The sequence below is a fragment of the Pseudomonas sp. JV241A genome (assembly GCF_900275665.1).
In the GTDB taxonomy this organism is placed as follows: Bacteria; Pseudomonadota; Gammaproteobacteria; order Pseudomonadales; family Pseudomonadaceae; genus Aquipseudomonas; species Aquipseudomonas wadenswilerensis.
In genome coordinates, this window is the sequence record NZ_OPYO01000032.1 from 125,063 (window position 1) to 148,805 (window position 23,743).

Sequence of the window (23,743 nt, forward strand, 5' to 3'; positions counted from 1 at the left end):
TCAACCTTCCAGCGGCGCCTGATCGAGCAGCAACCCGTACAGCCCCGAGTCCGACAGCTCACCGGCCACGCACCAGCGCTGGCGCAGCAGCCCTTCAAGCACAAAGCCCTGGCGCTCCAGGGTGCGTGCCGAGCCGTGGTTACGCGGGTCGATCTCGGCCTCCAGGCGCCGCAGGTGCAGGCCGTGAGCGAGGTAGTCGATGAAACAGGTCAGCGCCTCGTCCATGAAGCCGCGGCCTTGCGCAGTGCTGGCCAGACAATAGCCGATTTCACCACGGCGCGAGGTGGGATCGAGGTTGAACAGCTGGGTCATGCCGATCAGTTCGCCGTTGTCACGTCGATAGATGCCCAGCTTGAGCATCTGGCCGGCGGCACAGGCGTTGCGGTCTTCGGCCAGTGCGGCCTGAGCCTCTGCCAGCGCTTGCCAGGGGCCGTGGTTCCAGTAACGCATGACCTGCGGGTCGGCCATGATGGCAAACCACGCTTCGGTATCCTCGGGCACCATCGGGCGCAGCTGCAAGCGCGGGCTTTCGAGGCACAGGTCAGCGGGAAAACTGTACATGCGGGTCACGCGGGACCTCCTGTCCGATCCATGAACCGCCCAGTGTAACCTTCAAGCCGCGCCTCAGGCGACCTCCGCGCCCTCGTCCGGCCAGATCGGCTCGTTGGCCTCAAGCGGGGGCAGGCCATAGGCGGCACGGGCCGCATCGCAGCTGGGGTTGGCTTCGCCATTGACCCAGGCCGCATCGAACTCGCGGCACGGGGTTGAGCGCTGTTCATACAAGGTGCAGCTCACACCTTTGCCAATCTCGCCTTCGAGCCCGATGCAGCGACAGGGCTTGCTGTCGGTACCGATCATCGCAACGCGGCTGGGGCTGATCTGGACCACCAGATCGTCGGGCACGACACCGCCCGCCGACGTGCACTCACCCCAGAAGAAAGACACACGGAAATACCCGCAGCAGGCGCCGCAGTTCAAACAAGGATTATGTTCGGACATGATGAGAAGGGGGGGAGGTTGATTATCGTTATAGGGAGAAACCCGCCGCCATTCTATGCTTTGCCGGATGTTTGAGAAGGGGGGTAATGCAGAAATAAATCGCCGCTGACGGACGGTGGTGATGGCGCCCTGCCCAGCGTTGAATTTGCCCTATCGGGGCTGCTTTGCAGCCCTTTCGCCGGCAAGGCCGGCTCCCACACACTGCCCTTGTGGGAGCTGGCCTTGCCAACGATGGAGCGCAGATGCTCCCGTTACTTCTGGGCCGGCTTGCTGCCCAAACCATCAGCCCTGAACATCTGACGGATGCCGCGCACCGCCTGACGAATGCGGTCCTGGTTTTCGATCAGGGCAAAGCGCACATGGTCATCGCCATAGTCACCAAAGCCGATGCCCGGCGACACGCAGACCTTGGCCTCGGCCAGCAGCTTCTTGGCAAACTCCAGCGAACCCAGGTGTGCATACTCTTCGGGGATCTTCGCCCAGACGTACATCGACGCCTTGGGGTTCTCGACCATCCAGCCCAGCTCGTGCAGGCCCTTGACCAGCACGTTGCGGCGCTGGCGGTACTGCTCGGCGATGTCGCGCACGCACTGCTGGTCACCTTCGAGCGCAGCAATGGCCGCCACCTGCAGCGGGGTGAAGGTGCCGTAGTCGTGGTAGCTCTTGATGCGGGCCAGGGCGCTGACCAGCTCGGGGTTGCCGACCATGAAGCCGATCCGCCAGCCGGCCATGTTGTAGCTCTTGGACAGGGTGAAGAACTCCACGGCAATGTCCTTGGCGCCGGGCACCTGCATGATCGACGGTGCCTTCCAGCCGTCGTAGACGATGTCGGCGTAGGCCAGGTCGTGGATCACCAGCACGTCGTACTGCTTGGCCAGGGCCACCACCCGCTCGAAGAAGTCCAGCTCGACGCACTGCGCGGTCGGGTTGGACGGGAAGCCGAGGATCATCATCTTCGGTTTCGGGATGGATTCGCGGATCGCCCGCTCCAGTTCGTTGAAGAAGTCCACACCCGGAATCAGCGGCACCGAACGCACCTGGGCACCGGCAATCACCGCACCATAGATGTGAATCGGGTAGCTGGGGTTGGGCACCAGCACGGTGTCGCCATGGTCGAGGGTGGCGAGCATCAGGTGCGCCAGGCCTTCCTTGGAGCCGATGGTGACGATGGCTTCGCTTTCCGGGTCGATCTCGACCTCGTAGCGGTCTTTGTACCAGCGCGAAATCGCCCGGCGCAGGCGTGGGATGCCGCGGGAAGTCGAGTAGCCGTGGGTGTCTTCACGCTGGGCGACCTGCACCAGCTTCTCGACAATGTGCGGCGGCGTGGCGCCGTCGGGATTGCCCATGCTCAGGTCGATGATGTCCTCGCCACGACGGCGTGCAGCCATCTTGAGCTCGGCGGTGATGTTGAACACGTAAGGGGGGAGACGATCAATGCGCGCAAAGCGGCGCGGCGAACCTTGGTCAGCCATGGCTTCCTCGAAGACGTAAGCGCCCGGAACCGTCCGAGCGACGTTGGCCACTGCGGTGGCCGAAGCTGAAGATAGGGCCTCGGCCACCGCGCTGTCCAGTATAAAAATCAGGGCTAGCGGATTTCCTTGTACGACGAGGCCTGCCAGGTTATCGGCGCTGCCAGTCCGGCCAGCGGCAGCAGGGTGCCACCCTTCACCGTAGAGAAGCCGGTGCCCTGGCTTCCCAGCGAAACGGCCCGCTCCCCCTGCTCCGCCTCGGTCAGCAGGGTGTAGGAATGCTTGCGCATCGCCTGGTACTTGCTGTCGTCTCGGGCAAGCACCTGGTGGTAGGCCTGCAGGTCACCCTCGCCGAGGTTGAGCATTTTTTGCAACTTCACTCCCCAGCGGGTCAGGCAGACTTCGGCAAAATGCCGCACGATCAGCCCAGGCTCGGCCAGAACCTTGCCACCGGAGGCGCCGTCGGCAGCCGCGTTACCCACCAGCGTGGCGTGGCGCCCCGGCACCGGGTAGATATGACAGCGGGTTGCAGCGTGCGTCTTGGGAATCACACAGGCAAAGCCCTTGGAGCGCTCGTCACGGGAATAGAAGCCGACGTATTGTTTGACGTTCTCGCCCAGCTGGACCCGATGCGCCTGGAAGTTCAGCAGCCCCGGCACCGGATCGACGGCGAAGATGTTCACCGGGATATGCTTCAAGGCGTTGTCTTTGAGCATGGCATTGGCCAGCATGTGACAGCTCACCCCACCGCGACTCCAACCGACCAGGTTGACCTGGGTCGGCAGCGCCCCGTCCTTCCTGAATATCTTGATGATCTGCTCCTGCAATTGCTGCGGGGTGACGACGCGCTCGCCATAGCTGTAAGTGCGCCACAACCATGAGCCGCTCACCTGCACGTCCTCTATGGGAATCCCGGCAGCCTTGAGCTGCTTGTATTCCTGCTCGCTGAGGGTTTTTCGCTGCCAGCTGAACTGGCCCTTGATGATATGCAGGGCATGGCTGACGTTCTCTTCCCAGCCCCTGCCGAACAGGGTCCCGGAGAGCCCGTAGGCCTTGGTCTGGATGAACAGCTCATCGGCCTGCAGGTTGCCACTGCCAGGGCCGTCGATGGCGACCCAATGGGCGAACTCCTTGCCCTGGTCGTTGGAGGCCAGGGTCGAAACCAGCTCGCCATTCCAGAAATTGGGGTTCTTGTCGTCAAAGCGGTGGGAACCGGTACCACAAAAGTAAACAGTCAAAATGCTCATGCCATGATCCTGTGGGGTTGAGGATCAGCACACGTTATTGCAGCCCTGGCGCCACCAGCAGGCGGAAAGACACCCTGACAACGGGCACGAAACCCGCTGCCAGGGCCAGCGCCTCAGTAGACCTGAACTCGCCAAAGCTCGCGCGAAGCCGAAGCCGGCGACATCGGCAAGCGGCCATGCAGGGTCTGGTAGTTGTCGATCAGCACCAAATCGCCTTCGGCCCACTCATGGGCGATCAGGCAATCCTCGTCGTAGGCCAGGGCATTGAGCTGTTCGAGCAGGGCCTGCTGGGCCTGCGCCTCGAAACCTTGCACTTCCTGGCTCAAGGTCTGCAGCGTCGAATCCGTGCCCTCCTGGTAGCGCAAGATGCGCTCACCGGTACGTGGGTGCAGGTCCACCAGGCTGTAGCTACGCGGCGAGCCACCGAAATAGGTCATCCGCGTGTAATAGGTGATGTCCACTGCCTGCCACTGCCGGGCGACCTGATTGCCTACCTTGCGCAGGGCATTGCGACTGTCGACGATGGTGGTCTGGCCCTCACCCGCTTGCGGCGGGGTCTTGCAATAGAGCATGAACTTGCTCGCGCAGAACTTCGGATCGCGTTGCACCTGGGCGTCACTGGACGGCAGCATGTTCAGGTCCCAATGCAGCGGGGTCTTTTCCAGCGAGTGCACCACGCCTTCGGGCTTGTCGGCCGGCTTGACCACATGCACCTTGCCGAACGCCCACTGGTAAATGGTGCCGAAGCGCTCACAGTCGCGGGCGAAGCTGTCACGGTCATCGAAGCTGCAGCCGCGCAGGCAGACGAAACCGAAGGTTTCCACCAGCGCTTCGAGCAGTTGCGTTGAAAACCGCTCGAAGCCCAACCCTAGCGGGTCACGCACCAGCAGCCCGAACAGGGGGCGCTTCTGCAGTTCGAATTCGAATTCCTGCAGCGATTCACCCAGGGTTTCATGGTAAAGCCATGGCCGCCCCTGGTACTGCACCAGCACATGCTTGTCGATGTCCACCTCGGCACGGCCACGCAAGGTCTGGCTACCGTCGAGATGACGCACCGGTACCGCATGCCAGGGGCTGGAAACCCGCGACAGACCGTCGGCCAGGGCCAGGGTGAACTTCGGCCCGGCATTGTCGTACTGATGCACCGACAAGCGAATGTCTTCGGGGAAGAACCGATTGACCGCGGCATTCAGCGCCTGCCCGCGGAACATCATCTGATAGGCCTTGTAGCCGATCTGCAGCAGGTGCTCGTCTTCGCTCTGCCCCGCTTCACGGCACAGGCGCAGGTCGTTGTAGAGGTGGCTGCACAGCTTGTCGTGGGCGTGACTGAGCGTCTCGTCATGGCGGCTTTGTTCGATCAGCGCCTCGACGCTCTTCCACGGCAGGCGGGCCTGCTTGATCAGGGTCGCGCGCACGGCATCGGCGCTGCTGGCCTGGGGGAACAGGTCTTCCATGCTTACCCAGTTGATGGTGTGGGTGGTGCACAACTCGCGCAGTGCCTGGTTGTAGGTCCTGCGTACTTCGTCGGGTACGCCGACGATGTCGTTGAACGTCGTGCCGTCACTCAGGATCGACACCACGCAACCTGGCGCGTGCAGCGCCGCAATCTCCTGGCCCAGCTGGTCCAGGCGCTCGATGGCCATCGCCTCGCCGTAGTCCGGCAGCACACCGAACGTCTGGTCACGCGCGTTCGGCGATTTGCACGGGAAGCCCGGCAGCACCAGGCGTACCGGCGCCTGTTGATCGTAGAAGCAGGCAAGGCTGATGGCCAGGTTGGCCCGGCCCGCCGTTTCGAAGCGATCATCGCCGTCCTTGAGCAGATAACCTGCCAGCACGTCGCTGACCGCCTTGATCCAGGTGTCTTTGTGTTGCATGACCTTTCTTCCTTGAGAGGTGGTGTTTCAGCGCTGGCTGGCGAGGGTGCCAGCCATGCAAGAAGTGAGCGCCCCGTGCAGGGCATGCAGCAGCTCTGCCGGCTGTTCGCAGTAGAGATCCGCCGCCTGCGCCTGTAGCGCATAGACCCGACCATAGCCCCAGGTCACCGCAGCCGCGTGCATGCCGGCGGCCCGGGCGGTCATCAGGTCGATGACGGTATCGCCGACGAACAGGCATCGGCACGGTTCGATTGCCAGGTAGCGGGCAGCCTCCAGGGCTGCGTCGGGTTGCGGCTTGAGCGGATGGCCGCGCCGCTGGCCAAGAACAATTTCGAAGGTGCCCGGGGGGAACAGCTGCCCGGCCACCTGCAGTGCCATGTCATGGGCCTTGTTGGTGACGATGGCCATCGGCAGTTGTAATTGGCGGCAACCCTCGAGCATCTCCAGTACACCGTCGAACGGCCGGGAGAACTGCACCAGGTGCTGCTGGTAACAGCCGATGTAGCGCTCATGCAGCGTCTTGTCGTCGCTAATGCCCAGGCGTGCGGCAACCCGCTCGAGCATCGCCCCGGTGCCGCCCCCCACATAGGCACTGATGGTCTCCAGCGGCAAGGGTGGGTAGCCCTGCTCCTGCAGCACCCGGTTCAGGCACCAGACGATGTCGGGCAAGGTATCGACCAGGGTGCCGTCGAGGTCGAAGATCACGGCTTCAGCCGCTAGCGGTCCAGGCATCATTGCGCACTGGCGTAGTGGCAAGGACGGCCTTGGCGGAACACCAGGCGGCTGTAGCGCTCGTCGATGTTGCTGCGCTTGTCGAGCATCACCACCCCGCGGCGCTTGATCGCCACCGAGTGCCAGGGCGTGCGCCACAGGTCGCTGGTGGGCACCAGGCGGATGCCGATTTTCGCCGACACCGCCAGTTGCGGGTGGATCGACAGGCGCAGGCACTGTGGATAACGCGCCTGCAGCAGTGCGCTCCAGGCTTCGCTGCGCTGGATTACCCGCTGGGATGCCGGCTTGGCGATCTTCTTCACGGCGTTGAGGCTCATGTCGGCGAATTCGGCAAGACCCGAATAGTCCTCGGACAAAAAGCGATGGATGCCGCAGTACATCAGCATCATGTGCGGCTCGTCCTGGAAACGCTGGCCCAGCGCGATCAGCGATTGACCGAATTCGATCATCAGCTCTTCGCGCATCGAGTCCAGGCAACCCAACTGCGGGTAGGCATCCTTGAGATCGAACAGGGCGAAGCTTCGCGGGTAGTGCTGTTCGGCGTAGCGCTGGATCTCGTCGGTGTAGGCCTTCACGTGTTCGTCGGGCACGCGCACCAGGTCGGAAAACACGTAGCCGTCGGAACAGATGTGAATCAAGGCGCCCGGCGCGTACAGGGCCTGAATTTCAGCGCACAGGTGCTGCAGCTCGTCGATGGCGTGGCGCTCGGCAAGGTCTGGCAGGTGGCTGAGGGTTTTTTGCCGGTTCGGCGACTTTCCCGGGAAGGCGGGCAGGACCATCTCGATGCGCAGGCCGGCTTCGATTGCCTTGAGGACTTTATCCAGATGCGGTTCGAGCACTTCGGCCGACAGCTCATCATCCTGCCCGGGCGCCAGGCTGCGACGGCGGAACAGGCAGTCGAGCACCTGCAAGGCAGTCTCGAGATGCGGGGAAGTATGGCGTTCGCGCAGCAGCGCGAGGCACGCCCGTTGGGTAACGGCGTTTGGCTCGATCATCGACAATCCCTTGTGTGGTGGATCACGGCCAGTATCCTCTGGCCATGCGCAGATACTCCTGATCTGCGCCGCGATAAAATCCGGCAAACGCCGGGTATTTGTCAACAGCAGTTTCGGTCGTTGTGGGAGCGGGCTTGCCCCGCGATAAGACCGCAGAGACAAAAAAAAACGCCCCAGGCTGTGAAGCCTGGGGCGTTTTCATTACACGCTGATGAATCAGTGCGCGTAAGTCAGCAGCAGCTCGGCCGGCACCTTGGTGTCCAGCGACATCATCACGCTCAGGGCAGTGATGGTGAAGATCGAGAACACGAACAGCTTGCGTGCCCACAGACGATCGTCCACCGCCTTGTAGCCGGTCCAGGCCATGTACAGCCAGTACATGCCCATGGCCGCGGCCACCGCCATGTAGCTCATGCCCGCGTAGCCACCCAGGGTCAGCATCAGGGTCGCTACCAGGAACGCCACGATGTACCAGAGGATGTGCTTCTTGGCCACCAGGATCCCGCGCTTGACCGGCAGCACAGGAATCGATGCGGCCAGGTAGTCGTTGAAGCGGAAGATCGCAATGGCGTAGGAGTGCGGCATTTGCCACAGGCTGAACATCACCAGCAGGGTCAGTGCAGCCAGGTCGAAGCTGTTGCTCACCGCGCAGTAGCCGATCACCGGAGGCATGGCACCGGACAGGCTGCCCACCAGGGTGCCGTGCACCGATTTGCGCTTGAGGTACAGGCTGTAGAAACCGACATAGATGACAAAGCCGATCAGGCCGAACAACGCCGCCAGGGCATTGGCCTGCACATACAGCAGGCCAAGGCCGGCCACCCCGAGCAGGGTGGCGTAGGCCAGCGCGACTTTCAGCGAGATCTGGCCCTGGACCATCGCACGGTTCTTGGTGCGCTCCATCTTGATGTCGATGTCACGGTCGATGCAGTTGTTGAACACGCAACCGGACGCCACCACCAACGAAGTGCCAATCACCGTGGCCAGGAACAGCATGAAGTCGACATGCCCTTGCGCGGCAAGGAAGAAACCGCCTGCCACAGAAAGCACGTTACCGAAAATGATCCCCGGTTTGGTGATTTGGATAAAGTGCTTAACGGACATGTCGTCTTACCTCACTTCGCCATCATGCTGGTGTGGATGCTGAACATGATCCACAGCGACAGGCCGACCAACAGTGCAATGACCATCGCTGTAAACAGGAAGGTCGACACGTTGGAGCGCTGCTCGGCAGAACGGTCCATGTGCAGGAAGTACACCAGGTGTACCACCACCTGAATGACCGCCAGGGCCACCACGACCATGATCGTGATGTCTTTCGGCATGCTCGGGAACATCACCAGGCCGAACGGAATCGCAGTCAGGATCACCGACAGGATGAAGCCGATCACATACGACTTGACGCTACCGTGGTTGCCCTCGGCGTGGCTGTTATGTGCGTTAGCCATTTACAGAACCCCCAGCAGATACACGACGGTGAACACGCAGATCCAGACCACGTCCAGGAAGTGCCAGAACAGGCTCAGGCAGCTCATGCGGGTCTTGGCGGTACCGGTGATACCGTGCTTGTTGATCTGGTACATCATGACCGCCATCCAGATCAGACCTGCGGTCACGTGCAGACCGTGGGTACCAACCAGCGCGAAGAACGCCGACAGGAAGCCACTGCGCTGCGGGCCGAAGCCTTCGGCGATCAGGTGATGGAACTCATAGATTTCCATCGCGATGAAGCCGGCACCAAACAGGAAGGTGACAGCCAGCCAGCCCAGCACGCCGCCCTTGTTGCCTTTGAACATCTGCAACATGGCGAAGCCGAAGGTGATACTGGAGAACAACAGCAGTGCGGTTTCAACCGCGACAAAGTCCAGCTGGAAAATGTCGTGACCCGACGGGCCGCCGGCAAAACTGCCGGACAGCACCGCGTAGGTGGCGAAGAGCGACGCAAACAGGATGCAGTCGGTCATCAGGTACAGCCAGAAACCGAAGACGGTCATCTGGCCCGAGTCGTGGTGGTGATCGTCATGCCCATGGTCGTGACCATGAGCATGCGTGTCTGCATTGATTACATGACTGGACATTGATTAAACCCGTTCAAACGATTTGACACGTGCGCCATCCGGCGAACCGGTAGCCAGGCCCAGGGCCTTCATGCGCTCGCCTTCGATACGCGCCACTTCCTCTGCAGGAACCATGTAGCCCTGGTCGTCACGCGCAGCGTGAGCAACGAAGACAGCGATGGTGCCGACCAGGCTGGCAGCAACCAACCACCAGATGTGCCAGATGAAGGCGAAACCGAATACGGTGAGCAACGCACCCATGAACACACCGGTGGAGGTGTTGTTCGGCATGTGGATCGCTTCGTACTTGGCTGGAACCTTGTAAGCCTTACCGGCTTGCTTGGTTTCGTGCCATGCATCCAGATCGACGTTCTCAGGCATGCTGGCGAAGTTGTAGAACGGCGGTGGCGACGAAGTCGACCATTCCAGGGTACGGCCGCCCCATGGGTCGCCGGTCACGTCCATGTTGTCCTTGCGGTCGCGGATCGAGACGTACAGCTGGATCAGCTGGCAAGCGATACCGAACAGGATCAGCACGGCGCCGAACACGGCTACGTACAGGTAGGGTTCCCACAGTGGGTTGTCGGAGTGGTTCAGACGACGGGTCATACCCATGAAGCCCAGTGCGTACAGTGGCATGAAGGCCACGTAGAAACCGGAGATCCAGAACCAGAAGGCAGCTTTGCCCCACTTCTCGTTCAGGGTGAAACCGAAGGCTTTCGGGAACCAGAAGGCGAAGCCGGCAATGTAGCCGAATACCGCACCACCGATGATCACGTTGTGGAAGTGGGCGATTACGAACAGGCTGTTGTGCAGAACGAAGTCAGCACCTGGAACAGCCAGCAGTACGCCGGTCATACCACCGATCGAGAAGGTAACCATGAAGCCCAGGGTCCACAGCACCGGCGCGGTGAAGCGCAGACGGCCCTGGTAGATCGTGAACAGCCAGTTGAACAGCTTCACCCCGGTCGGAATCGAGATCAGCATGGTCGCCAGACCGAAGAAGGTGTTGACGCTGGCGCCCGAACCCATGGTGAAGAAGTGGTGCAGCCATACCGCAAAGCCCAGTACCGCGATCGCGCCCGAAGCGTAGATCATCGACTTGTGGCCGAACAGGCGTTTGCCGGCGAAGGTCGAGGTGACTTCCGAGAACACACCGAAGGCCGGCAGGATCAGGATGTAAACCTCAGGGTGACCCCAGGCCCAGAACAGGTTGACGTACATCATCGGATTGCCACCAAGTTCGTTGGTGAAAATGTGGAAATCCATGTAACGGTCAAGCGTCAGCAGAGCCAGTGCAGCGGTCAGGATCGGGAACGAAGCGACGATCAGAACGTTGGCCCAGGTGCAGGTCCAGGTGAAGATCGGCATGTCCATCAGCTTCATGCCAGGCGCGCGCATTTTCAGCACGGTGGCGAGGAAGTTGACACCCGTTAGCGTCGTACCGAGGCCCGATAGCTGTAGCGCCCAGATGTAGTAGTCGACACCCACGCCAGGACTGTACTGGATACCCGCCAACGGTGGATAAGCGACCCAGCCGGTCTTGGCGAATTCACCGACGCCCAGGGAGACGTTGACCAGCACGACGCCGGACACCAGCAGCCAGAAGCTCAGGGAGTTCAGGAACGGGAAGGCAACGTCACGCGCACCGATCTGCAGAGGCAGGGCCAGGTTCATCAGGCCGGTGAAGAATGGCATTGCCATGAAGATGATCATGATCACACCGTGGGCGGTGAAGATCTGGTCATAGTGTTCGGGAGGCAGGTAGCCCTCGGAGCCGCCGGTGGCCATGGCCAGCTGCGTGCGCATCATGATGGCGTCGGCAAAGCCGCGCAGCAGCATGATCATCGCGACGATGATGTACATCACCCCGATCTTCTTGTGGTCGACCGAAGTCAGCCACTCGGACCACAGGTAGGTCCATTTTTTGAAATAGGTGATTGCACCGATCAACGCGAGACCGCCGAGCGCAATCATGGCAATGGTCACCATGACTATCGGCTCGTGATACGGAATCGCATCCAGACTTAGTTTACCGAACATCTCTTACTCCTCTGCCCCAGCAGCCGAATGCATAGTCACGTCCAACCCTTCGGTACCGGCCGCTGCTTTGCTCTGCTCTTTTTCGTGGACCGGCCGACCGCGGTTCATGCCTTCGTACTTGTCGACGATGGACTGGAACTGCTCAGGCGAGGCCACGCTGTACAGCGCGACTGGATTGTTTTCGCTCGTTTTGGCCAATGCCGCGTATTCAGCCGCATCCAGCTGTTTAGGCGATTGCTTGACTTCGTTCACCCATGCTTCGAAATCAGCCTGGGAGGTGGCGGTTGCCTTGAACTTCATACCGGTGAAACCAGCACCGCTGTAGTTCGCGGAGATACCGTCGAACTCACCGTTCTCGTTGGCGATCAGGTGCAGTTTGGTGGTCATGCCAGCCATCGCGTAGATCTGCCCGCCCAGGCCCGGGATGAAGAAGGAGTTCATCACCGAATCGGAGGTCACGCGGAAGTTGACCGGGGTGTTGGCCGGGAAGACGATCTTGTTGACCGTGGCAATGCCTTGTTCCGGGTAGATGAACAGCCATTTCCAGTCCAGGGCGACCACGTCGATCTGCACCGGCTTCACGTCGGAAACCAGCGGACGATACGGGTCCAGCTCATGGGTGGTCTTGTAGGTCACATAACCCAGGGCAATGATGATCAGAACCGGGATGGTCCAGACCGCCACTTCGATCTTGGTCGAGTGCGACCAGTCCGGGGTGTAGGTGGCTGCCTTGTTGGAAGCGCGATACTTCCAGGCAAACGCGAGGGTCATGAAAATGACAGGAATCACCACCAGCAACATCAAGCCGGTAGCGATCAGGATAAGGTTCTTTTGCTCAATGCCGACCTGGCCCTTCGGGTCGAGCAGGGTCCAGTTGCACCCACTGAGTAAAAGCATGCCTAAAAAGGGCAGAATGCCAAACAGTCTGGGGTAACGCTTTTTACTCATCTCACGACCTCTAGAGCAGCTTGCTTCAATGCAATTTGTGTTTTGGTCGCCAACACTTCGTCCTGCCAAGCGTCAGCATTTATGGGATCGAATACGGTCACGCCTTGAGGCCAGCTGCGGCGGCTCGGCATAAACCGGATATTGCGGTGTTTATTATTTTGACTTCAGTAGGCAACAGGCCTGTCTTCAGACCAATTCCATTTGGTGCGGGAAATCACGGAGGGGGGTCAGCCCGGCATCGCCGCAGGCGATGCTCGTCAGAGTCAGCGAAAAGAGCCTGGGGCTCCTTTAATCCTGCGACTCGCAAGCGGTGCCGAACGGAAATTGGGGGCGATTGTAGATAGGTAACCAATCGTTGACTATGACTTATTGAGCAACAGTCCTTTACCAATTACGTAACAATCACGCCTGAAAAATCAGTTTCGCGACAGTTTGTCGCACCCCGTCCAATACCCCTGAAACGCCCGCTCTACAAGGGCTGGAACTTGATCAGGATCAAGTATGGTGCGACAAACCTGGTAAATCTCATTGCACAACGGGCTTGCGTCAATACATGACTTTTGTCTAAGCCTGACGGCGGTTGCGGTAGATGCCCAGGGGCACCAGAACGGCAGTCAGTACAAAGGCCACCAGGGCCCATTGCGCCAGGGACAGGCCCATGACCGGCGGGTAAGGCGTGGAGCAGAAACCATCGACCTGGAACACCAGCGGCAGCACCGAAGCCAGCGGCAGACCGTCGACGATCGGTTGCAAGGTGTCGATGCCGCAACTGACCGCCGGATTGGCGAGGATATACACATGGTTGCCGGCGGCGGCGATACCACCGATGGCGCTGAGCACCACCAGGCCCTCGAGCAGGGTCAGGCTGCGCTTGCCGGGCATGGCGGCACCGATAAAGGCGAACAGCGCGATCAGCAGCAAAGCATAGCGTTGCAGGATGCACAGCGGGCACGGCGCCTCGCCCAGCACGATCTGCATGTACAGCGCCCCGCCGATGAGGGCCAGACAGATAACCCCCAGCAGTACCAAAAAGCGCCGTTCCCGATTCAGGCGCGATGTTTGCTCGTTCATTGCTGTTCCTTCGTAGACTGGATGGCTCGACTGCCGATCCGCAATTCTACACGCTGTAGCAGACCATAGAGAGCGGCAAAAGTGCCGCGCCAGGCCCCTGTGGAGAGTGGCGAACAGCAGAATGCTGATTTGCCACTATCTTAGTCCTGTGGATTACCCTATCATTAACACTGTACAAATAAACAGTATCGAATACATCGATTACCAAAGGCATGTGAGGTGATGAATGGCCGTCGAAGTGGTATACCGCAGCAGCCGCGACCTGGAGCGCTTGTTCATGGATAAAGCCGAAGCAGACCGTCACGACAAGATGCTTGAACTGGCCGAGCTCCTGGCCGAGGTCCTGAAAAAAGCCGTGCCGTCGCTGAGCGAACAGCAGGTCGAGGATGCCGGTATCTATATGGCGAAGAACCGTGACGTGTTCGCCAAGGCCTTCAAGAGCCAGCCAGACGCCCTGTCCGAGCTGCTCGGGGACAGCGCCGCCGAATAATCGACCTTCAGCTGTAGATCAGCCGCTCGGCAAGCATCTGCGCCACCCGCGCCGGCGAGCGTTTCTCGGCCTGGGCATGGGCAAAGACTTCGGTCAGCCGCGAAGGGATGCGCGCCAGGTGTGCGGTAATGGTGCCCAGGTCCTCGCCACGGTGCCTGAGCGCCACGTAGATCAACCCGCCAGCGTTGATCACGTAATCCGGCGCATACAGAATCCCGCGGCTTTCCAGCTGATCAGCCACCTGCAAGGTGGTCAGCTGGTTGTTGGCCGCGCCCGCCACCGCTGCACAGCGCAACTGCATCACGCTCTGGCCATTGAGCACCGGCCCTACCCCGCACGGCGCAAAGATGTCACAGGGCGTGCTGATCAACATCTCATTGGCAACCGGCCGCGCATTGAACTGCTCGATGGCCAGTTGCACCCTGCCCGGGTCATGGTCGCTGACCAGCAGCTCGGCACCCGCCGCATGCAGTTGCTCGGCCAGCGCATAGCCAACATTGCCCAGCCCCTGTACGGCAATGCGCAAGCCTTCGAGATTATCGCTGCCCAGACGCGCCATCGAGGTGGCGCGAATTCCGGCGAACACGCCCATGGCAGCATGGGGTGACGGGTCGCCGGCAGCGGTGGTACTGGTCACGTGCTGGGTGGTCTGGGCGATGCAATCCATGTCCAGGGTCGAGGTGCCGCTGTCCACGGCAGTAATGAAACGCCCCTGCAAGGTTTCGACAAAGCGCCCGAACGCCTCGAACAAGGCCGCGCGGTTTTCCACATGGGGGTTGCGAATGATCACCGCCTTGCCGCCGCCCAACGGCAGCCCTGCCAGGGCGGCCTTGTAGCTCATGCCCTGGGCCAGGCGGATGGCGTCGATCATGGCGCTGTCGTCGTCCGGGTAGGCCAGGTAGCGACAGCCTCCCATGGCCGGCCCCAGGTGTTCGCTATGAATGGCGACTACCGCTTTCAGGCCGGTCGGCGGGTCGATGCACAGGTGCAGCGACTGCGTGCGGGTGCTTTGCATGAGAGCAAACATCAACGGGCTCCTCGATGAGGTGCTGATCCCAGTATAGGTCGCGCTTTACCGACTGATGACAACACTCGGACCACTGGACTAAAACCCGCACCAGCGCTACAACAGAAGCTTGAGCGGAGATTGTCATGAACCCACGTAGCGCCTGCCTGGCTTGCCTTGAACGTGACCCGGTCGCCTTGCTGGAAGCGGCACTATGGATCGCCGCCGAGCACGACGACAGCGTGGTGCCGGCACAGGTATTGGCCGAGGTTCAGGCCTTGCAGCAGGAGGTCAGCGCCGGCCTGCCGATGCTGCCGCTCAGCGAACTGGCCCAGCCGTTGCTGCGCCACCTCAACACCCTGGGCTTCCAGCAGGACGAGTACCACCCCCTGCGCCCCCAGGCGGCGCTGCTCGACAAGGTCATACAGCGTCGTCGCGGCCAGCCTCTGGCCCTGGCCCTGCTGACCCTGGAACTGGCTCGCGGCTTGTCGATCCCCCTTGAAGGCGTGAACTTCCCCGGGCATTTCCTGTTGCGCGTACCGGGTGCCGATCACCTGCTCGACCCCTGCGGCGGGCGCCGCCTGTATCCGGCCGACTGCCGCGAACTGCTGGGCCGCCAGTTCGGCCCGCAACTGGCCCTGAGTGCCGACCACCTGCTGACCGCCAGCCCGCTGCAGATGCTCCAGCGCCTGTCGCGCAACCTGCGCCAGCTGCACGCCAGCCACGACGATCACCTGGAGGCCCTGAAGGACGCCGAACGGGTGTTGCAGCTTGGCCCGGGCACCGCCGCCGACTACATGGCACGGGCAACACTGTATCAGCACCTGGAGTGCCCACAGGCCGAACGCTTCGACCTGGAGCACGCCCTGCTGCTCAGTGACGATCCAATCCAGCGCTTGCGCCTGACTGAACGCCTGAGCCACCTGCCTCCTGCGTCGTCATCGGTGCACTGACAGCCTCGGCCGGGCTGCGCACCTGAATGATCAACAATGCCGCCAGCACCGCAGGAATCGCGCAGAAGAAGAATATCTGCTCGACCGGTAAATGCATGGCCAGCAGCAGGCTGCCGAACAGCGGCCCCAGTATCGAACCAAAGCGCCCCACTCCCAATGCCCATCCCGTACCGGTCGCCCGCACCTGGGCCGGGTAGAAGTTACTGGTAAAAGCATTGAGGGTCAGTTGCCCGCCGATGATGCAGAAGCCAGCGGCAAACACACAGACCACCAGCCAGCGCGGGTTATCGTGGTTCAGGCCGACCAGTACGGTAAACACCGCCGCCGCCAGCAGCACGGCGCTGAGCAGGCGCACCTTGCGCTTGAGACGGTCGGCGAACCAGGCCATGAATACCGCGCCGAGGGTGCCGGCAAACAGGAACATCGAGGTCACCAGGTTGGCCTGATTCAGGGCCAGGCCGCTTTCCAGCAACAGCGAGGGCAGCCAGCTGATCATGAAGTACAAAAGGATCAGGCTGACGAAGAACGTCGACCAGATCAGCAGGGTCGGCCTGGCATAGCCGTCACGAAACAGCGCCACCACGGTGAACTTGTTCTGGTTTTCTTCCATGGCCTGCACACTGGCCGCAGGCGGCTGCCAGCCCGGGAGCATCTTCGTCGTGAGCTTGAGCAGGCGCGCATAGGGCGGCGCGTCACGCAGCAGGCGTGGCAAGGATTCGGGCAGGTACAGGGCCAGGAACGGAAACAGCAGCAGCGGCGCAATACCGCCAGCAAGGAACACCGCCTGCCAGCCGAAACTGTCGATGAACCCGGCAGCGACGAAACCACCGGCAGCGCCCCCTAATGAGAAGCCGCAAGCGGCCAGAGTGACCATCAGGGTGCGCAAGCGCGGCGGTGCATACTCGGACATCAGCGCCATGGCACTGGGCATCGCTCCACCCATGCCGATACCGCAGACAAAACGCGCCAGCATCAGGCTGTTGAGAGAGTTGGCAAAGACCATCAGCACGGTCAGGCTGGAGTACAAAAGCACACAGCACAACAACACCCGGCGCACGCCGAAGCGATCCGCCAGCGGTGTCACCGCCAGCGATCCCAGGGTCAAGCCCAGCAGGTTGGCGCTGAACACCGGCCCGAACGCGGCCTTTTCCAGGCCCCAGTCCTGGGCCAGGGAAGGAATCACATAGCCCAGCACCTGAGCATCATAACCATCGGTAACCAGCAACAACACGAGTAACAACAGCAACAACCACTGATAACGCGACACGGGCCGGGCATCCAGCGCCGTGCGAAAGCTGGCAATCTGATTGTGCATCGCAAGGTACCTTTTATTGTTATGGGTATCAGGTGCGGGCAGCGTGGTTTATGGGGTGTCGGGCTGCCTCGACGGGTGAGCCTGGACAAACGCCGAATGCGCCTCGGCCAGGGCAGCGACCCGGCGAATGCGCGGGAAGCCACTCAAGTCGATATTGAAACGCTCGGCTGCATACAGTTGCGGGATCAGGTAGACATCGGCCAGCCCCGGCTCGTCGCCAAAGCAGAAGCCTTCATCACCGATCAACTGCTCGACAGCGGCCAGGCCCTGGCTGATCCAGTGGGCGATCCACTGGTTGACCTGGACGTCGTCATGGCCCAGCCCACGCAGCTGATTGAGCACGCTGACGTTGTGCAGCGGATGGATATCGCACCCGATCAGTGCCGCGACGCCACGGGCCTGGGCCCGGCGAACCGGGTCCTGTGGCAGCAGCGCTGGCTGTGGATAAACCTCTTCCAGGTATTCGATGATCGCCGGCGACTGCACCAGCACTTCACCCGAGTCGATCTTCAGCGCCGGCACCCGCCCTTGCGGGTTGAGGGCCATGAAGTGTTCTTCGCGCTGTTCGCCCTTGAGCAGGTTGACCGGCAACTGCCGGACCTCCAGCTGCTTGAGCGCCAGGGCAATCCGCACCCGGTAGGAGGAGGTCGAGCGGTAGTAGGTAAAGAGTTCCATGGCCCTGCCCTCTCAGCGTGCCGGAAGGATCTTGCCGCGGCATTCGCCGAAGCCGATCGAGGCCACGCCATCGCGCTTGCAACGCGCACGCAGGATGATCTCGTCGCCGTCTTCGAGGAACTTGCGCACCTCGCCAGACGCCAGTTCGACCGGCTCCTTGCCACCCTGGGTGATTTCCAGCAGGCTGCCGAACTGGCCAGGCTGGGCACCAGACAAGGTGCCGGAGCCGAACAGGTCGCCCGACTGCAGCTGGCAACCGTTGACGCTGTGGTGGGCAACCATCTGCGCCACGGTCCAGTACATGCTCAGGGTGTTGCTCAGGGTCAGGCGATGCGCGGGCAGGTTCTGCTCGCGCATGCGCTCGGTCAGCAGCAGCACTTCCAGCTCAATATCGAAGGCGCCGTTGGCCTGGTCGCGCTTGTCGAGCAGGTACGACAGCGGCTGCGGGTCGCCTTCCGGACGCGCCGGCTGGGCACAGCGAAACGGTTCCAGGGCTTCGGCGGTAACCACCCATGGGGAGATGGTCGAAATGAAGCTCTTGGACAGGAACGGGCCAAGCGGCTGGTACTCCCAGGCCTGGATATCGCGCGCCGACCAGTCGTTGAGCAGGCAGAAGCCGGCAATGTGCTCAGCCGCTTCGGCCACCGGAATCGAATCGCCCATGTCGTTGCCCTGGCCGATCCAGATGCCCAGCTCCAGTTCGTAATCCAGGCGCGCGCACGGGCCGAAGCTCGGTTCGTTCTGGCCGGCGGGCAGGGTCTGGCCTTTTGGCCGGCGCACATCGGTACCGGACGGACGAATGGTCGAGGCACGGCCGTGGTAGCCGATCGGCACGTATTTATAGTTGGGCAGCAGCGGGTTGTCGGGGCGGAACAGCTTACCGACATTCTTGGCGTGTTCGATGCCGACATAGAAGTCGGTGTAGTCGCCAATGCGTGCTGGCAGGTGCAGCTGGCACTCGCTGGCCGGATACAGCAGCGGCTTGAGTGCGGCCTGGTGTTCGCTGTGCTCGCCGAGCAGCTCCAGCAGGCGTTCGCGCAGGGCTACACGGGCGGTACGGCCGAGGGCGAAGAAAGCGTTCAGCGCACCACCACGGGTGGCTTCGACCGCAGCGCGGGCCTGGCCGTCGAACAGGCCGGCAGCCAGCACGGCTTCAAGGTCGAGAATGGCATCACCGATGGCCACGCCACAGCGCGGCGCCTGGTCCTTGCGGCTGAAGATACCCAGGGGCAGGTTCTGCAGCGGGAAGTCGCCGTGGCTGTTGGCGTGTTCTACCCAACTGCGGGCAAGGGCGGACTGATTCATGGGTTATCTCCGATTCGGGGTAAAGGTGCTCGGCAACGAGGCCCAGCAACTATCGTAGTCGGCCTGCAATTGCGGGCATTCGAGCGCATGACGGCTCGGGCGCAGCACCTGGCTGGTCTCGAACATGAAGGCCATGGTGTTGTCGATCTTGTTCGGTGCCAGCTCGACGGCAATGGCCTTGCTGCAGGTCTCGGCATCCGGGCCATGGGCGCTCATGCAGCTGTGCAGCGAGGCGCCGCCGGGCAGGAAGCCTTCGGCCTTGGCGTCGTACTCGCCCTTGATCAGGCCCATGAACTCGTTCATCAGGTTGCGGTGGAACCACGGCGGACGGAAGGTGTTCTCGGCCACCATCCAGCGCGGCGGGAAAATCACGAAGTCGAGGTTGGCCATGCCCGGCACGCTGGTCGGCGAGGTCAGCACGGTGAAGATCGATGGGTCCGGGTGGTCGAAGCTGACCGTGCCGATGGTGTTGAAGCGGCGCAGGTCATATTTGTACGGCACGTTGTTGCCGTGCCAGGCGACCACGTCCAGTGGCGAATGGTTGAGCTGGCAGCCCCACAGTTCACCGAGGAATTTCTGCACCAACTGCACCGGGCCATCGATTTCTTCGTAATGGGCCACCGGCGCGAGGAAGTCGCGCGGGTTGGCCAGGCCGTTGCTGCCGATCGGCCCCAGGTCCGGGATGCGCAGCGGCGCACCGTGGTTCTCGGCCAGATAGCCGCGGGCCTGGGCATCGAGCAGTTCGACACGAAACTTCAGGCCACGGGGCAGCACGGCGATTTCCAGCGGCTCGACTTCCAGCACGCCCAATTCGGTGACGATGCGCAGGCGACCCTGCTCGGGCACCAGCAGCAGTTCGCCATCGGCGTTGAAGAACACCCGCTCCATGGAGCGATTGGCGCAATAGGTATAGATGCTGATACCCGCCGGTTTTTCACCCGCCGAGTTGGCCGCCATGGCCACCCAGCCGTCAATGAAGTCGGTCGCTTCGCTTGGGATCGGCTGTGGGCTCCAGCGCAGGCGATTGGGCGTCACCGGGCCCAGCGGGCCACCGGCCAGCTGGCGCTCCAGGCGCTCGAAGCGCGGGTGCAGGGCCGAAGGGCGAATGCGGTACAACCAGGTGCGGCGCAACTCGCTGCGGGCCATGGTGAAGGCGGTGCCGGAAAACAGTTCGGCATACAGGCCGTACGGGGCTTTTTGCGGCGAGTTCTGCCCGACCGGCAGGGCGCCAGGCAAGGCTTCGCTGGCGAATTCGTTACCGAAACCGCTCTGGTAGCCGAGGACAGGGGTGTTATCGAGGTTCATCGAGCCTCCGGGCCCAGTGCAGGCCGGTCAATGGCAGTTGGCTGCGGGCCTTGAAGGGGGTGGCAGCGCTTCTGCGTTATTTTTATCGTAATTACATTACGCATAACGTAATTTGATTGGTGAAGACCGTCAAGCTATAAAGACGCCCATTGAACTCCCCGGATCGACTCCATCATGGCCAAAGCCAGCTCCCCCGCCGACAGCTCCGGCAAACAGAAGGTCCGCTCGGCCGAGGTCGGTACCGACATCCTTAAAGCCCTGGCCCAATTGTCGCCGTCTACCTCACTGTCGCGCCTGGCCGAGCATGTCGACATGCCGGCGAGCAAGGTCCACCGTTACCTGCAGGCCTTGATTGCCAGCGGTTTTGCCGAACAGAACCCGGCCACCAACCACTACGGCCTGGGCCGCGAAGCCCTGCGCGTAGGGCTGGCAGCGTTGGGCGGGATGGACGTATTGAAAGAGGCGGCGCTGCCGCTTTCGCTACTGCGCGATGAGCTCAACGAAAGCTGCTTCATCGCCGTGTGGGGCAACCAGGGCGCCACCGTGGTCAATATCGAGCCGGCGGTTCGGGCAGTCACCGTGGTCACTCAGATCGGCTCGGTGTTGCCTTTACTCACCTCTTCGACCGGGCTGGTATTCGGCGCCTACCTGCCCGAGCGCGAAACCATCGAGTTGCGCGAGCAGGAACTGGCCGCGTCAGGTCACAGCGCCGACGATTACGAGGCCTTGTTCGCAACCATCCGCCAACGCGGCCTGCATCATGTCCATGGTCTGCTGATGCCGGGGGTCGATGCCCTTTCGGCTCCCGTGTTCAACGCCGTGGGCAAGATCGCCGCCGTGCTGACCGTGGTCGGCCCGACCTCGATCTTCCATGCCGATGAGCAGGGGCCCGCAGCCGGGCAGTTGCTGGCTACGGCGAAGATGATCAGCTGGCGCATGGGGCACGAAGGCTAGACCGGGATAGCCATGTGCATGCTCTTGTGTTCGAGGATTTCCAGGAACTGTTTGAGTTCTTCCTCCAGCGCCCGATTCACACTGTAAATCGATTTCGCCCCCACCGGGCGCAAGTCACTGAACAGTTGTTTCAACAACCGAACGGTGGGTGAACTCGGTCCTTTTGAAAGGCCCGACACGAGTTTCGCCAACCGCCCGCTGATACCTGACAAGGAAACAAGGCCAACCCCCGCTGTCAGAAAGAACTTCGTGGCTGCCGCCCGATCTCCATCCAGGTAAGCGATGACGCCCTGTCCAAACGCGCGCAGGGTCATGACCACGCTGAGGGCTAGGCTTGCCGGTGGAAACGGAACCGAGAGTATTGCCACTACCCCGATCGCAACCTCGAACAACAAACCGGAGATCCTTTGCGCCACACTGGTGGTGTCTTCGTCCACATCGGCAACGATGCGCTCGACCATTACGTCGAACTCACGGGCCAGGTCGGTAATGCGCTTATAGTCACTGATCGCCGCCAGGATAATCGCCTCGCCATCCCCTGCCCGCTGGAAGCGCTCGATCAGGGCGCCGACAATAGGCTGATCGCGAATACTGACCCGCAGGTAAAAATAGTCCTGCAGGGCAGGATCGTCCCATTGCCGGGCCAGTGCCTGCGGCGCTCGAAAGAACAGGCCATCAGGGGCCTCCGGCGTGTAGACAAGATCCTCTACCACGCCTTGCACCACATTCCTGAACAGATACACACCCTCGACCCGTCGGCCACTCAGCGCGAATTGGAACACCCCGTTCTTGTGTGAAGTCCGATCACCACCAACAACCGCAGGCTCAAGATCGAGTAATTCATCGACAGCATTCTCCAGCCACCGGCTGCGCACAGCCGTCAGTCGCCCCGCCATGGTTTCGCTCAGCCAGGCGCGGCGCATCTGCAAGCGCAATAGCTCGCGGTGCAGCAGGCGACGGCGCCTGTAGTGCGGGTCAGTCGCATCGAGCAAGCGACTGCGAATCGTCTGGATGTAGCGCTCCCCCAGCCTGGCCGAACGAATGTAGCCGTCGAGAAAACGACGATCCAGGCGTGACAGGTCCTGGCCAACGGTTGAAGTGATTATTGCGAAGTCGGCGAAATTGAAACTGCTGTCGTATCCACTGATGACCGTGCGGGTAAGGCTTGCGACGTTACCAGGCTCGAGCTCGACCAGCACGGTATCAGGATCGACCTCAGGCCCAGGCGCGCCGGCAAATGTGTTGATCCTTTCTTTGACCAGGCGATGGGCGTAATCGGCAAAGGGCTCGATGTTGTTAATCTGCTGGTAGGCGTTCTGTACCAGGGTAAGTGACGCATCGATGTTGCTCAGTTGCTGACGCTGGAACAGCGGCGCATCGATGTACCACTGGGGCGTGGCGAACTGCAGCTGCTCCAGCACCCCATTGACCTTCATAAAGGCAATTTCCGACAGCAACTCCTGCCAACCGGCGTCAGGCCAGCGCTCCAGCGTAACGGTTTGTCGCGACCAATAACCAGGCAGTCTCTGCGCCTGCTTGAGTAGCTGAGTGAACTGCGGCCGCGCGTCGACCGACAGTTGGCCAAGCAAGTAGGCTTGCCCCTGATCCGTCAGCGCCCACCGGGCGATTTCCAGGCTGAGCTGCCGTGCATTGCGCAACACCCGAAGATCGCCTCCCGGCGCGCCTGGGGCGTAAAGCAGGAAGCGCTGATCATCACTCTGGCCATAGCTCAGGTAAAACACATCCCTGAACGCCAACTGGAAGGGATCGAGGATCACGCCACCGACTTCGATGCCAAGCTCGCTCAGGGCCCCTTGGTGGTTACGAGCCGCTTCGAGGGCGTCGAAGGCCCTCCCGTCGAGCCCCTGGTAACGCGCTGCCAGGGCACTCAGAGCCAGCCGCGCATTGACCACTTCACTCATCAGTTGCGGGCCAGGGCCGTCAAAGTACACGGCTTGCAGCGCTTCCCGGTAACTCAAACGGATATCCAGTTGATCGATCATGGCCTGGATAAAGCCCGGTGTCAGTTGTACGGCCAGCTCGCTGTCAATGATCTGCGCTTGCAGTTCGCGGCCGTGATAACCACCGGAAATTACCCATTGCACCAGCGTCATCTCGCGCTCACCACACAGCACTTCACCCACGATATCCAACACATGCCTGACCCCCACCCGCAGTCGCCGGACATCAACGTCAAGCCCCATGGCTTGCGTCAGGTAATCGGCTATCTGCTCAGCGGCATAGTCCTGCGCACTGGCCATGCCTTGCAGGTGTTCATCGACCCGTTGCTGGCACACGGCAACAG

Annotated in this window: 22 protein-coding genes; 3 read left to right on the forward strand and 19 right to left on the reverse strand. The window is 61.6% G+C overall.

The genetic code is table 11. The features are described 5' to 3' along the window. The 13 genes from JV241A_RS20640 to JV241A_RS20700 all read right to left on the reverse strand — a co-directional run bounded on the left by JV241A_RS20640 (position 1) and on the right by JV241A_RS20700 (position 13,435). Positions 1 to 570, reverse strand: a complete 570-nt coding sequence (locus tag JV241A_RS20640) for a GNAT family N-acetyltransferase (RefSeq protein ID WP_134064241.1) — start codon at positions 568 to 570, stop codon at positions 1 to 3. 54 nt (positions 571 to 624) lie between these two features. After that, positions 625 to 999: a YkgJ family cysteine cluster protein gene (locus tag JV241A_RS20645; RefSeq protein ID WP_038997055.1), complete on the reverse strand. Its 375-nt coding sequence runs from the start codon at positions 997 to 999 to the stop codon at positions 625 to 627. A gap of 251 nt (positions 1,000 to 1,250) precedes the next feature. Then, positions 1,251 to 2,471 (reverse strand): alanine transaminase, encoded by a 1,221-nt coding sequence (gene alaC / locus JV241A_RS20650; protein ID WP_134064243.1) that lies wholly within the window; start codon positions 2,469 to 2,471, stop codon positions 1,251 to 1,253. Between the two features lie 113 nt (positions 2,472 to 2,584). Beyond that, the gene (locus tag JV241A_RS20655; RefSeq protein WP_134064245.1) at positions 2,585 to 3,715 is read right to left on the reverse strand and encodes a hypothetical protein; all 1,131 of its coding nucleotides are present in this window, start codon (positions 3,713 to 3,715) and stop codon (positions 2,585 to 2,587) included. Positions 3,716 to 3,828: 113 nt separating this feature from the next. Next, positions 3,829 to 5,589 (reverse strand): L-tyrosine/L-tryptophan isonitrile synthase family protein, encoded by a 1,761-nt coding sequence (locus tag JV241A_RS20660; RefSeq protein WP_134064247.1) that lies wholly within the window; start codon positions 5,587 to 5,589, stop codon positions 3,829 to 3,831. A gap of 27 nt (positions 5,590 to 5,616) precedes the next feature. Further along, positions 5,617 to 6,321, reverse strand: a complete 705-nt coding sequence (locus JV241A_RS20665; RefSeq protein ID WP_325175827.1) for an HAD-IA family hydrolase — start codon at positions 6,319 to 6,321, stop codon at positions 5,617 to 5,619. Further along, positions 6,321 to 7,316, reverse strand: a complete 996-nt coding sequence (locus tag JV241A_RS20670) for an isocyanide synthase family protein (protein WP_115088671.1) — start codon at positions 7,314 to 7,316, stop codon at positions 6,321 to 6,323. The genes JV241A_RS20665 and JV241A_RS20670 overlap by 1 nt, the downstream gene beginning before the upstream one ends. Before the next feature lie 216 nt (positions 7,317 to 7,532). After that, positions 7,533 to 8,420 carry a heme o synthase gene (cyoE, locus tag JV241A_RS20675; RefSeq protein ID WP_134064248.1) on the reverse strand — a complete coding sequence of 296 codons (888 nt, stop codon included), beginning with the start codon at positions 8,418 to 8,420 and terminating at the stop codon, positions 7,533 to 7,535. Between the two features lie 11 nt (positions 8,421 to 8,431). Continuing rightward, positions 8,432 to 8,764: a cytochrome o ubiquinol oxidase subunit IV gene (gene cyoD / locus JV241A_RS20680; RefSeq protein WP_045188206.1), complete on the reverse strand. Its 333-nt coding sequence runs from the start codon at positions 8,762 to 8,764 to the stop codon at positions 8,432 to 8,434. After that, positions 8,765 to 9,394 carry a cytochrome o ubiquinol oxidase subunit III gene (locus tag JV241A_RS20685; RefSeq protein WP_045188204.1) on the reverse strand — a complete coding sequence of 210 codons (630 nt, stop codon included), beginning with the start codon at positions 9,392 to 9,394 and terminating at the stop codon, positions 8,765 to 8,767. A gap of 3 nt (positions 9,395 to 9,397) precedes the next feature. After that, positions 9,398 to 11,416 (reverse strand): cytochrome o ubiquinol oxidase subunit I, encoded by a 2,019-nt coding sequence (gene cyoB, locus JV241A_RS20690; RefSeq protein ID WP_115088673.1) that lies wholly within the window; start codon positions 11,414 to 11,416, stop codon positions 9,398 to 9,400. A 3-nt stretch (positions 11,417 to 11,419) separates the two neighbouring features. Further along, positions 11,420 to 12,364, reverse strand: a complete 945-nt coding sequence (cyoA, locus tag JV241A_RS20695; RefSeq protein ID WP_115088674.1) for a ubiquinol oxidase subunit II — start codon at positions 12,362 to 12,364, stop codon at positions 11,420 to 11,422. A 564-nt stretch (positions 12,365 to 12,928) separates the two neighbouring features. Continuing rightward, a complete protein-coding gene (locus JV241A_RS20700; protein ID WP_115088675.1) occupies positions 12,929 to 13,435 on the reverse strand; it encodes a disulfide bond formation protein B in 507 nt (168 codons plus the stop codon). A gap of 226 nt (positions 13,436 to 13,661) precedes the next feature. On the opposite strand from JV241A_RS20700, the gene JV241A_RS20705 reads away from it, so the two are divergent. Next, positions 13,662 to 13,925, forward strand: a complete 264-nt coding sequence (locus JV241A_RS20705; protein WP_115088676.1) for a YebG family protein — start codon at positions 13,662 to 13,664, stop codon at positions 13,923 to 13,925. 7 nt (positions 13,926 to 13,932) lie between these two features. Here JV241A_RS20705 and JV241A_RS20710 read toward each other — a convergent pair whose 3' ends face one another. Further along, a complete protein-coding gene (locus JV241A_RS20710; protein ID WP_115088677.1) occupies positions 13,933 to 14,952 on the reverse strand; it encodes a Glu/Leu/Phe/Val dehydrogenase dimerization domain-containing protein in 1,020 nt (339 codons plus the stop codon). 125 nt (positions 14,953 to 15,077) lie between these two features. Here JV241A_RS20710 and JV241A_RS20715 point away from each other — a divergent pair, with 125 nt between their 5' ends. Further along, the gene (locus tag JV241A_RS20715; RefSeq protein ID WP_115088678.1) at positions 15,078 to 15,884 is read left to right on the forward strand and encodes a tetratricopeptide repeat protein; all 807 of its coding nucleotides are present in this window, start codon (positions 15,078 to 15,080) and stop codon (positions 15,882 to 15,884) included. On the opposite strand, the gene JV241A_RS20720 is transcribed toward JV241A_RS20715, so the two are convergent. Genes JV241A_RS20720 through hmgA form a run of 4 tightly spaced genes read right to left on the reverse strand, consistent with a single transcriptional unit; the run spans position 15,805 to position 20,484 of the window. Then, entirely contained in the window at positions 15,805 to 17,199 is a 1,395-nt protein-coding gene (locus tag JV241A_RS20720; protein WP_134064250.1) for an aromatic acid/H+ symport family MFS transporter, read from the reverse strand. The two genes, JV241A_RS20715 and JV241A_RS20720, sit on opposite strands and share 80 nt — an antisense overlap. Positions 17,200 to 17,247: 48 nt before the next feature. Beyond that, positions 17,248 to 17,874 (reverse strand): maleylacetoacetate isomerase, encoded by a 627-nt coding sequence (maiA, locus tag JV241A_RS20725; RefSeq protein ID WP_134064252.1) that lies wholly within the window; start codon positions 17,872 to 17,874, stop codon positions 17,248 to 17,250. A 12-nt stretch (positions 17,875 to 17,886) separates the two neighbouring features. Continuing rightward, the gene (gene fahA, locus JV241A_RS20730) at positions 17,887 to 19,179 is read right to left on the reverse strand and encodes a fumarylacetoacetase (protein WP_115088681.1); all 1,293 of its coding nucleotides are present in this window, start codon (positions 19,177 to 19,179) and stop codon (positions 17,887 to 17,889) included. Positions 19,180 to 19,182: 3 nt separating this feature from the next. Then, entirely contained in the window at positions 19,183 to 20,484 is a 1,302-nt protein-coding gene (gene hmgA, locus JV241A_RS20735; protein WP_115088682.1) for a homogentisate 1,2-dioxygenase, read from the reverse strand. A 174-nt stretch (positions 20,485 to 20,658) separates the two neighbouring features. On the opposite strand from hmgA, the gene JV241A_RS20740 reads away from it, so the two are divergent. After that, positions 20,659 to 21,438 (forward strand): IclR family transcriptional regulator, encoded by a 780-nt coding sequence (locus JV241A_RS20740; protein ID WP_115088683.1) that lies wholly within the window; start codon positions 20,659 to 20,661, stop codon positions 21,436 to 21,438. Here JV241A_RS20740 and JV241A_RS20745 read toward each other — a convergent pair. After that, positions 21,435 to 23,699, reverse strand: coding sequence for a DUF6543 domain-containing protein (locus JV241A_RS20745; protein WP_134064254.1), 2,265 nt, complete (start codon positions 23,697 to 23,699; stop codon positions 21,435 to 21,437). The two genes, JV241A_RS20740 and JV241A_RS20745, sit on opposite strands and share 4 nt — an antisense overlap. Positions 23,700 to 23,743: the final 44 nt, after the last annotated feature.